General features: G+C 41.5%; 10 protein-coding genes and 1 pseudogene. All 11 read left to right on the top strand.

What is annotated here, in order from left to right; all coding sequences use genetic code 11:
- Positions 1-302: His/Gly/Thr/Pro-type tRNA ligase C-terminal domain-containing protein (locus tag AC1DSB_RS10760; protein WP_477586706.1), on the top strand; the 302-nt coding region annotated here is incomplete at its 5' end.
- A gap of 66 nt (positions 303-368) precedes the next feature.
- Positions 369-4697 (top strand): PolC-type DNA polymerase III, encoded by a 4329-nt coding sequence (locus AC1DSB_RS10765; protein WP_477586707.1) that lies wholly within the window; start codon positions 369-371, stop codon positions 4695-4697.
- Between the two features lie 134 nt (positions 4698-4831).
- Positions 4832-5314 carry a ribosome maturation factor RimP gene (gene rimP / locus AC1DSB_RS10770; protein WP_477586708.1) on the top strand — a complete coding sequence of 161 codons (483 nt, stop codon included), beginning with the start codon at positions 4832-4834 and terminating at the stop codon, positions 5312-5314.
- 23 nt (positions 5315-5337) lie between these two features.
- On the top strand, positions 5338-6483 hold the full coding sequence (gene nusA, locus AC1DSB_RS10775) for a transcription termination factor NusA (protein WP_477586709.1): 1146 nt from the start codon (positions 5338-5340) through the stop codon (positions 6481-6483).
- Between the two features lie 19 nt (positions 6484-6502).
- Positions 6503-6781 (top strand): RNase P modulator RnpM, encoded by a 279-nt coding sequence (rnpM, locus tag AC1DSB_RS10780; protein WP_016427600.1) that lies wholly within the window; start codon positions 6503-6505, stop codon positions 6779-6781.
- Complete coding sequence (locus tag AC1DSB_RS10785; protein ID WP_016427599.1) at positions 6778-7098, top strand: YlxQ family RNA-binding protein; 321 nt, start codon at positions 6778-6780, stop codon at positions 7096-7098. The genes rnpM and AC1DSB_RS10785 overlap by 4 nt, the downstream gene beginning before the upstream one ends.
- 4 nt (positions 7099-7102) lie before the next feature.
- Positions 7103-9455 (top strand): annotated as a pseudogene (gene infB, locus AC1DSB_RS10790) (translation initiation factor IF-2).
- Positions 9452-9730 (top strand): DUF503 domain-containing protein, encoded by a 279-nt coding sequence (locus AC1DSB_RS10795; protein WP_016427597.1) that lies wholly within the window; start codon positions 9452-9454, stop codon positions 9728-9730. Before infB ends, AC1DSB_RS10795 begins: the two are co-directional and overlap by 4 nt.
- Positions 9731-9752: 22 nt before the next feature.
- Positions 9753-10109, top strand: coding sequence for a 30S ribosome-binding factor RbfA (gene rbfA / locus AC1DSB_RS10800; RefSeq protein ID WP_016427596.1), 357 nt, complete (start codon positions 9753-9755; stop codon positions 10107-10109).
- A 66-nt stretch (positions 10110-10175) separates the two neighbouring features.
- Complete coding sequence (gene truB / locus AC1DSB_RS10805) at positions 10176-11102, top strand: tRNA pseudouridine(55) synthase TruB (protein WP_016427595.1); 927 nt, start codon at positions 10176-10178, stop codon at positions 11100-11102.
- Positions 11099-11700, top strand: a 602-nt coding sequence (locus AC1DSB_RS10810) for an adenylyltransferase/cytidyltransferase family protein (protein WP_477586710.1), incomplete at its 3' end; no start/stop codon positions are given. The genes truB and AC1DSB_RS10810, both read left to right, overlap by 4 nt.

Here is an 11700-nt window from a genome sequence, read left to right on the forward strand (position 1 = left end):
ATAATGTACATTTAGTGCCTGTAAATACAAAGGACGAAGCACAAGTTGCTCTTTCTGATGAATTATATAATTTAATGAAATCATATCGCTACGATGTGTTATATGATGACCGTGCTGAACGTGCGGGTGTGAAATTTGCCGATTCAGATTTAATCGGTTTACCGATCCGAATAACAGTCGGTAAAAAAGCAGCCGAAGGTTTAGTCGAAGTGAAAATAAGAAAAACCGGCGAAACATTTGAATGGAAAAAAGAAGAGGTAGTTGACCATCTTCAAGCTTTCTTTTCGTCATTAAACGATTAATCAAAAGGAGGACCTTGAAATCGGGTCTTCCTTTCTTTTTCTTATGAAAGAAAGGAGGCATAGAGTATGAGTAACGAACAAGATGCCAAAAAAAGGTTACAACTATTATTACAACAATTGGAACTTACCGCTGATGAATACATGACTCATTTTGAATCGGCTTCCCTAAGTCGTATGACGGTACATAAAAAAGAGCGTGTATGGCGTTTTACTATAGAAGTAGAGAAACTGTTGCCTTATAACATGTTTCAACTATTCAATTTGCGGTTACGTGAAAAGTTTGCTGGCATTGCGGATATAAAATTATCACTTACTTGTGAATCACCTCAAGTCGATGCTGAGTCAATCGCTTCTTACTGGCCGTTTGTATTGCAGGAAATTGATGATATGTCGCCTCCTCTACGAAATCTTCTACATGCACAAATTCCATCTTTCAATGGTCAGACCGTCCATTTTACGTGTGCACAGGAAATTGAATTCCGTACACTAAAAGGCAAATATGCGTCTAAAATTGCTGATGTCTATGCTTCGTATGGTTTCCCAATCTTACCGATTGATTTTAAATTGATCGAACAAGAGGCAGAACTGGCAGAAGCACAGCAAGCGTTTATGGAGCAACGAAGAATCGAAGAAGAAGAGCTGGGCAAGAAAGCATTGGCTGATATGCAGAAACGTGAAAAAGATCGTGCATCAAATCCTGGGGTAACCTTGAATGGACCCTTCCAACTGGGTACCCCGATTAAAGCGGACGAGCCAATTATGGAAATCAAGCAAATTCAGGATGAAGAAAGACGCATCACGATTGAAGGCTTTGTTTTTGATGTTGAGGTAAAAGAACTTCGAAGCGGCCGCTCATTATTAACAGTCAAAGTTACGGATTACACAGACTCGATTCTTGTTAAAATGTTTTCCCGGGACAAAGAAGATGCAGAGCTTATGGGTCTGCTGAAAAAAGGGACATGGCTAAAAGTGCGTGGTTCAGTACAGAACGATACATTCGTTCGAGACTTGATCATAATGGCACAGGATATTATGGAAATTAAAGTGGATTCCAGAAAAGATACTGCTCCAGAAGATGAAAAAAGGATTGAACTTCATTTACACACACCAATGAGTCAGATGGACGCTGTCTCTTCTGTAGATGCCTTGGTAAGTCAGGCAGCCAAATGGGGACACCCCGCTGTCGCAATTACGGATCATGCTGTTGTTCAATCCTTCCCGGATGCTTATGCAGCCGGAAAAAAACATGGTATTAAAATCATTTATGGATTGGAAATCTACATGGTCAATGACGGAGTAAACATTGCCTATGAAGAGGAGCATCGAGCACTAGCGGATGCTACCTATGTCGTATTCGACGTTGAAACGACAGGCCTTTCTGCGGTATACGATACCATTATTGAGCTTGCAGCTGTGAAAATCAGAGATGGTCAAGTCATCGACAAATTCGAAAGCTTTGCAAATCCGCATCATCCATTGTCTGCTACTACCATCGATTTGACGGGTATCACCGATGATATGGTGCGTGATGCACCGGATATTGAAGACGTCATCAAGCGTTTCCACGATTGGATCGGCGATAGCATCATGGTTGCACATAATGCGTCATTCGATATGGGTTTCCTGTACGTAGGCTATAAGAAAGTCGGTCTGGAACAAACGGTCCATCCTGTCATCGATACGTTGGAATTATCACGTTTCCTTCACCCGGAAATGAAAAACCATCGATTAAACACGATGGCCAAAAAATTCAATATCGAGCTCACCCAGCATCACCGGGCAATCTATGATACGGAAGCCACGGGCTACTTACTGTTGAACTTGTTGAAAGAAGCTGAACAAAAAGGGATTCACTATCACGATGAGTTCAACCATCAAACAGGTAATGGAGAGTCGTACAAGAGAGCACGTCCATCTCACTGCACGCTTCTTGCCACGGATGAAGACGGATTGAAAAACTTGTTTAAACTAGTCTCGTATTCCCATATGAACACATTTTTCCGGGTTCCGAGGATCCCGCGTTCCGTTCTAGTCAAGCATCGTAAAGGGCTGTTGATTGGTTCTGGGTGTGATAAAGGGGAAGTATTCGAAGGATTAATGCAGAAATCTCCTGAAGAAGTCGAGGGAATTGCAAAATTCTATGACTACTTGGAAGTCCATCCGAAAGAAGTTTACGCACATTTAATTGAACTCGAGCTTGTGAGAGATGAATGGAATCTTGAAGACATCATTCGAAAAATGATTAAACTGGGCAAAAAAATTGCACGTCCGGTAGTCGCTACTGGAAATGTCCATTATGTAAACGAGAACGATGCGATTTTTAGACAGATTCTAATTGGAGGGCAAGGTGGAGCCAACCCACTGAACCGCCACAAGTTACCGAAAGTTCATTTCCGTACTACAAATGAAATGTTGGACGCTTTCGCCTTCCTGGGTGAAGAAACCGCGAAACAAATTGTTGTGGAGAACAGCCATAAAATTTCGGAGAGAATCGGAGACATCAAACCAATTAAAGATGATTTGTATACGCCGAAAATCGAAGGTTCTGATGAAGAAGTTCGAGAATTAAGCTATGCGATGGCAAGACAGATTTACGGAGATTCATTGCCGGAAATTGTGGAAGCCCGTATTGAAAAAGAACTTACTTCCATTATTGGACACGGATTTGCAGTTATTTATTTGATTTCTCATAAGCTAGTAAAGAAATCTTTGGATGACGGCTACTTAGTAGGTTCCCGTGGTTCCGTTGGATCTTCTCTTGTAGCGACGTTAATGGAAATTACGGAAGTGAATCCATTGCCGCCACATTATGTATGTCCTTCATGCCAGCATGCTGAATTCTTTGWTGATGGTTCCGTCAGTTCAGGCTTTGATTTGCCAAACAAAGTCTGCCCGCATTGTGAAATACCTTACAAAAAAGATGGACAAGATATTCCTTTCGAAACGTTTCTTGGATTTAAAGGGGATAAAGTACCCGATATCGATTTGAACTTTAGTGGAGAATATCAGCCGATTGCACATAACTACACGAAAGTACTTTTTGGTGAAGACAATGTTTATCGTGCAGGTACGATTGGAACAGTTGCTGAGAAAACAGCATACGGCTACGTACGTGGCTATGCGAATGATCACAACTTAACAATCCGTGGTGCTGAAATCGACCGACTTGTTCAAGGGTGTACTGGAGTTAAACGTTCGACAGGACAACATCCTGGGGGAATCATTGTTGTCCCGGATTACATGGATATTTTCGATTTTTCACCGATTCAGTTCCCTGCTGATGCACAGGACTCCGAGTGGAAAACAACTCACTTTGACTTCCATTCCATCCATGATAACTTATTGAAACTTGATATCCTGGGACACGATGATCCGACAGCTATCCGGATGTTGCAGGACTTGTCTGGCATCGATCCAAAAACGATTCCAACGGATGACCCTGAAGTAATGAAGATTTTCAGTGGCACGGAGTCACTTGGAGTGACACAGGAACAAATTGGCTGTAAGACGGGTACACTCGGGATTCCTGAGTTTGGTACACGTTTTGTTCGTCAAATGTTGGAAGAAACGAAACCATCCACTTTCTCTGAACTTGTTCAAATCTCAGGACTATCTCATGGTACTGACGTATGGCTTGGAAATGCACAGGAACTTATTCAAAATGGGACTTGTCAGCTTTCGGATGTAATTGGTTGCCGGGATGATATCATGGTGTATTTAATTTACCAGGGTCTTGAACCGTCTCTGGCATTTAAAATCATGGAATCTGTGCGTAAAGGGAAAGGGTTAACTCCGGAATTTGAAGAAGACATGAAGTCAAATGGCGTTCCTGCATGGTATATCGAAGCGTGTAAAAAGATTAAGTACATGTTCCCAAAAGCCCATGCAGCCGCTTATGTATTAATGGCTGTTCGAATTGCATATTTCAAAGTACATTTCCCGATCCTTTACTACGCAGCATATTTCACAGTACGTGCAGCAGATTTTGACTTGCACGCTATGACGAAAGGTTCTGCATCGATCCGTGCAAAAATTGATGAGATTAATGCCAAAGGATTGGATGCCGCTCCGAAAGAAAAAAGCTTGCTGACGGTTATGGAAATTGCCTTGGAGATGTGTGAACGTGGTTACCACTTTAAAAAAGTGGATCTCTACGAATCAAAGGCATCTGAATTTGTCATTGATGGCAAAGGATTGATTCCGCCTTTCAATGCGATTCCGGGACTCGGAACAAACGTAGCCAAAACGATTGTGGAAGCACGGAAAAATGGCGAGTTCCTATCGAAAGAAGATTTAGGACAACGTGGACGTGTTTCCAAAACATTGATTGAATACATGGATCAACTTGGTTGTCTCGAAGGCATGCCAGATGCGAATCAATTGTCGCTATTCTAGGCCTGATTTGCACTGCGAGCATTCGTATGGTATCATTTGTATAACAAGTTGTTGATAGATTTACGGCAAAAGAGTGGGATTTCCCGCTCTTTTCTGTTTGTTATGTCGAAAATAAGTTGCAGCGGGAGGCATATATGAGCAAAATATTAACCGAAGTAGAAAAGCTTGTGACGCCCATTGTTGAAGAGTTGAATTTGGAGCTCGTTGATACGGAGTTCGTAAAAGAAGGTCGTAATTGGTTTTTACGTATTTATGTAGATACTCCTCAAGGTGGCATTGACATTGAGCATTGTGCGCTTGTAAGCGAGCGTATCAGCGAAGTGTTGGATGCAAAGGATCCAATTGAGCAAAACTACTTTTTAGAAGTTTCTTCACCTGGGGCAGAACGTCCATTGAAAAAAGAGAGTGACTTCGAACGTGCAGTTGGTCAATTCATTCATGTGAAAACATATGAACTGGTGAATGGCCTGAAAGAAAWAGAGTTTGAAGGCTTTTTGACTGCTTATAGCGAACAAGGCTTAGAAATGGAAGTTCGAATTAAAACTAGAAAAATTAAAGTTCAACTTACAAAAGAGAAAATTGCATTCGCGCGTTTAGCGATTAATTTCTCTGCATAATGTGAATGTAGGAGTGAAAAATAATGGCAAATGAGTTGCTGGATGCTTTAATAGCTCTTGAAAAACAAAAAGGAATTTCACGAGATGTACTAATTGAAGCGATTGAAGCGGCGCTTGTTACAGCGTATAAACGCAATTTTAATCAAGCACAAAACGTACGTGTTGATTTGAATCTGGATAATGGTTCGATGAAGGTTTACTCACGCAAGGATGTAATGGAAGAAGTGTTGGATGACCGTCTACATATTTCATTAGAAGACGCGAAACAAGTAAATCCTGCGTTTGAACTGGGAGATATTGTAGAACAAGAAGTAACACCTAGAAACTTCGGACGTATCGCAGCACAGACTGCTAAACAAGTGGTTACACAACGTGTTCGTGAAGCAGAACGTGGATTGATTTATGAAGAGTATGTTGATCGCGAAGAAGATATCGTAAATGGTGTTGTTGAGCGTCTAGATGCTCGTAATATTTATGTAGGACTTGGTAAAGTTGAAGCGGTATTACCGGTGAATGAACAAAYTCAAACTGAAACATACCGTCCGCATGAGCGCATTAAAGTGTATATCACGAAAGTAGAACGTACAACTCGTGGACCACAAGTATTTGTATCTCGTACACACCCTGGATTACTTCGTCGTCTATTTGAAATGGAAGTTCCTGAAATATACGATGGCATCGTAGAAATTAAATCAATCGCTCGTGAAGCTGGCGATCGATCGAAAATATCAGTTGTTGCCCATAATGATGATGTAGATCCAGTAGGTTCTTGCGTAGGTGCAAAAGGTTCTCGCGTTCAAACAATCGTAAATGAGTTGAATGGTGAGAAGATTGATATTGTAGAATGGTCTGAAGATCCAGTGGTATTTGTTGCCAATGCACTTAGCCCATCTAAAGTATTAGATGTTCAAGTCCATGAAGAAGAGAAATCGACAACAGTGGTAGTACCTGACTATCAATTATCTTTAGCGATTGGTAAACGTGGACAAAATGCACGTCTAGCAGCTAAATTGACAGGGTGGAAAATCGATATCAAGAGTGAAACAGATGCTCGTGAATTAGGTATTTACCCATCTGCCCATGCTTCTGAAAACTTCGACCTTGAAGATGAAGAGTATGAAGAAAATATCGATGACAATTTTGATTTATATAAAGATGACGAAGAATAAGCGAAGAGGGTGAATTTTGATGTCTAGTCAAAAGAAAATACCTTTACGAAAATGCGTGGCAACAGGCGAAATGTTTCCTAAAAAAGAAATGATTCGAGTTGTACGATCAAAAGAAGGCGAAGTTTCAGTCGATCTAACTGGCAAAAAGTCTGGTCGTGGAGCGTATGTCTCCAAAACCAAGCAGGCAGTAGAAATCGCTAAAAAACGCAAAGTGCTGGATAGTCAATTGGAAGCAAAAATACCAGAAAGCATTTTTGAAGAATTGTTAACTGTGATTGAAAGAGAGCAAATTATATGAATACACAGCAACGAATCTTACAATTGATTGGTCTGGCAGTGCGTGCAAGAATGTTGATATCTGGAGAAGAGCTTGTAGTCAAAGATATTCGTACTAACCGTGCGAAACTCGTTATCATCTCTTCAGATGCATCAGACAATACGATGAAAAAAATTCAAGATAAATGCAACACATACAACGTTGAGTTACATGTTTTCGGTGATCGTTCTGATCTCGGACATGCTACAGGAAAAGAGGCCCGCGTGGTACTCGCAATTACTGACGACGGTTTCGCTAAAAAACTGTCCGGACTTCTCAACGAATTTAACCGGGGGTGACCAAATGACCAAATTACGCGTCCATGAATATGCAAAGCAAATAAATAAAACGAGTAAAGAAGTTATTGAGCAATTAAGTAAGTTGAACGTACAAGTGACGAATCATATGTCGACATTAGAAGGCGACGCAGTTTCGAAGTTGGACTCTGTCTACAAGAAACCGTCTGCTCCTGCTCATAAAACTGCACCACAAAGCAACAATCGTCCACAGGGTTCAGGTTCTCAAAACAGCCGTCCCCAAAGTTCTGGTTATCAAGGAAATCGCCCACAGGGTTCAGGTTCACAAGGCAGCCGTCCACAGGGTTCAGGTTCTCAAGGCAACCGTCCACAAAGTGACCGTCCTCAAGGCAATCGTCCACAAGGGTCTGGTTCACAAGGCAGCCGCCCACAAGGTAGTGGATATCAAGGAAATCGTCCACAAGGGGATCGTCCAGCTGGAAGTGGTTATCAAGGAAATAAACCAAGTACACCAGCTAAACCATCATCTGGTCAAAGCCGTGGGATGACGAATACACCTTCTCGTGACAAGCAAAAACCTGCAGCAACTGCTACAGGGGACAGCCGTAAACAAGATCAAGGTGCACAATCAAAAGAAAAGAAAGTCTTCGGACAAAACCGTCCTGCAGGTTCAGGATTTGGTGGACGTCCAGGTGGCGGCGGAAATCACCGTCCAGGCACTGGTAATCGCGCTGGAAGAAACAAAGGGAAACAAAACCGTCAACCTGTTGCTCCTCCAGTACCAAGAAAAGAAAAAGAATTACCTGAAAAAATCACATTCTATGAATCATTGACAGTGGCTGAACTGGCAAAAAAATTAGGCAGAGAGCCATCTGAAATTATCAAAAAATTATTCTTGCTTGGCGTGATGGCAACAATCAACCAAGAATTGGATAAAGATGCAATTGAATTGATCTGTACCGATTATGGTGTTGAAGTAGAAGAAGAAATCAGCTGGCGGGATTACACAACATATTGGTGCATACCAAGTTGTTGAAAACGGCAAGAAAATCACTTTCCTGGATACTCCTGGTCACGCGGCTTTCACAACAATGCGTGCTCGTGGTGCCAAAGTAACTGATATTACCATTTTAGTAGTTGCAGCAGATGACGGTGTAATGCCTCAAACGATTGAAGCAATCAATCATGCCAAGGCTGCTGAAGTGCCAATTATCGTTGCTGTGAATAAAATGGATAAACCATCTGCTAATCCTGAACGTGTAATGCAAGAATTGACTGAACATGGTTTAGTATCTGAAGAATGGGGCGGCGATACAATTTTCGCACCAATCTCAGCACTAAAAGGTGAGGGAATTGACAACTTACTTGAAATGGTTTTATTAGTTTCAGAAGTTGCAGAACTAAAAGCGGATTCTAAGCGTCGTGCAATTGGAACAGTAATTGAAGCTCAACTTGATAAAGGTCGCGGTTCAGTTGCTACACTTCTAGTGCAAGATGGAACGCTTAAAGTTGGAGACCCAATCGTAGTCGGTCATACTTTCGGTCGCGTACGTGCAATGGTCAATGATTTAGGTCGTCGTGTGAAAGAAGCAGGTCCAAGTACACCTGTTGAAATTACAGGATTGAATGATGTGCCTCAAGCTGGTGACCGTTTTGTAGTATTCGAAGATGAGAAAACAGCACGTCAAGTAGGGGAATCACGTGCATCCACTGCGCTTCAAGCTCAACGCTCTGAAAAAACACGTGTGACGCTTGATAACTTATTTGACCAAATGAAACAAGGTGAAATGAAAGAATTAAATCTGATTGTGAAAGCAGACGTACAAGGATCTGTTGAAGCAATGGCCGCATCTCTGATGAAGCTTGACGTTGAAGGCGTTAATGTTCGCATCATCCATACTGGTGCTGGTGCAATTACTGAATCAGATATTTCACTAGCTGCAGCTTCCAATGCAATTGTTATTGGTTTCAACGTACGACCTGATACCAATGCAAAACGTGCAGCTGAGGCTGAAGGCGTAGACATTCGTCTGCACCGTGTAATTTATAAAGTAATTGAGGAAATTGAAGCGGCAATGACTGGCTTACTTGATCCTGAATTCCAAGAAAAAATTATCGGTCAGGCTGAAGTTCGTGAAACGTTCAAAGTTACGAAAATCGGTACGATTGCCGGAAGTTATGTAACAGAAGGTAAAATCAGCCGAGATAGTGGCGTTCGTGTCATTCGTGACAGCATCGTTGTATTTGAAGGTGAGTTAGAGTCACTAAAACGCTTCAAAGATGATGTAAAAGAAGTCGCTCGTGGGTATGAATGTGGGATCACTGTGAAAAACTACAATGATGTTAAAGAAGGCGACATTATTGAAGCATTCGTAATGGAAGAAATTAAACGCAAATGATTGCCTACGCGGAATGCGAGTTCATCATTCCGACGTCGCACTCGTTAAAAGAGAAGCGCGCTGTTCTACAGCGCATGCTTACTCGAACGAAGCAAAAGTTTAACGTATCTATTTCTGAAGTAGATCATCAAGATAAATGGCAAAGAACGCGTATTGCGATTGTTTGTGTAGCTTCATCAATTGATGCAAGCGACCGTGAGTTGACCCACGCCATACATTACTTGGAGTCAAATCCAGAATGGGAACGAACGGAAACCATCCGTGAACATTTATAGATAGAACAGAGGTGAAGCCATCATGGCGAATCGCTCAAATCGAGTAGCAGAACAAATGAAGAAAGAATTAGGCGAAATTATTGCTCGTAGACTTAAAGATCCCCGCATTGGGTTTGTCACTGTAACTGATGTAGAAGTTACTGGTGATTTACAACAAGCGACGGTCTATATTACTGTTCTAGGTGACGATAGAAAACGTCAAGAAACATTAAAAGGTTTAGCTAAAGCTAAAGGATTTATCCGTACTGAAATTGGCCAACGAATTCGATTACGTAAGACACCTGAACTTATGTTTGAATTTGACGAGTCATCTGCTTACGGAAACAAAATTGACACTTTACTTAAACAGATTAATGATACAACTGAAGAAACTGAGTAACAAAAAGAAGTCTGCTTTTTATAAGCAGGCTTTTTCTAAATTACATAATTAAAGGAGTGGGAACGAATGCAAAACGGCATTCTTCCGCTATGGAAAGAACAAGGGATGACGTCACACGATTGCGTCTTTAAGTTACGAAAAATTTTAAAAATGAAACGCATCGGTCATACAGGAACTCTCGATCCAAGTGTGGAAGGAGTCTTGCCCATTTGTTTAGGGGAATCAACCAAAGTAGCGGAGTATCTTACAAATGCAGGGAAAATATACGAAGCAGAAGTGACAATTGGTACTGCAACAACCACAGAGGACGCAGACGGTGAAGTGGTAGAGGCGGATGAATCCAACAAGCATTTCTCACGACAGCAAATCCTTGATTCTTTACTTTCCTTGACTGGTACGATTGAGCAAACGCCACCGATGTACTCGGCAGTAAAAGTGAATGGAAAGAAACTATATGAATATGCTAGAGCCGGCCAATCCGTTGAACGACCTAGCAGACAAGTAAAGATTTATGAACTATCTCTGCTTAGTGAAGAGGATATTTTTTCTGGAGAACTTGTTACCTTCAATATTCGTGTATCATGCAGCAAAGGTACGTATATACGAACACTGGCTGTACAAATCGGTGAAAAACTAGGCTATCCAGCACATATGTCAAAACTAGTTCGCACGGCTTCTGGTACATTCACCGCTGAAGATTGTCTGACGCTGAATCAAGTACAGGAACTGGTCGAAAACAACATATTGACTGAGAAATTGTATGACTTGGATTATGCACTTCAAGATATGCCGAAATTTGAAGTACCACCGTTTTTGATGAAATCGGTTCAGAATGGTCAGGTATTGGATGCCATTGATGCACTGAAGAATCATGACCGTATTGTCTTTACCGTGGAGGAAAAGGCTGTTGCTGTTTATGTCAACCATCCGACCAAAGAAGGCAAGATGAAACCAGAAAAAATGTTTAATCGATTAGGAGGAGATACAGAATGAACATTGTGCACTTATCATATCCACATCACCTCAATGATTCAGTAATATCTGGTCCTTTTTCTTTAGCGATTGGCTTTTTTGATGGCGTTCATTTAGGTCACCGAGAAGTGATTGGACATGCTCAGAAAATCGCAACTGAACGGGGACTTAAATTAGCGGTCATGACGTTCGACCCGCATCCTTCCATTGTTCTAGGTAAGCGTAATGAGAAAGTATTTTATATAACGCCCTTGGATCAAAAAATGGAATTGCTTGAATCCATGGGGGTCGATACAGCATTCGTTGTTCGTTTCACTTCAGATTTCGCTCAGCTGACTCCAGAAAAATTCGTTCAAACGTTCATTCGTCAATTGCATGTAAAACACGTCACCGCAGGTTTTGATTTCACATTCGGTGCATTCGGAAAAGGTGATATGAATGTGATGACTCAATTGGCGAATGATGATTTTGACGTTTCGGTTGTGGAGAAAAAATCGGATGAACAGGAAAAAATCAGTTCCACACGAATTCGCCAAGCCTTGACCGAGGGAGATATGGAAAAAGTCCATGAATTACTCGGCAGACCATTCCAAATTCCGGGTGTCGTTGTTCATGGGGA

Source organism: Paenisporosarcina sp. P4_E4_2 (genome assembly GCF_056401595.1).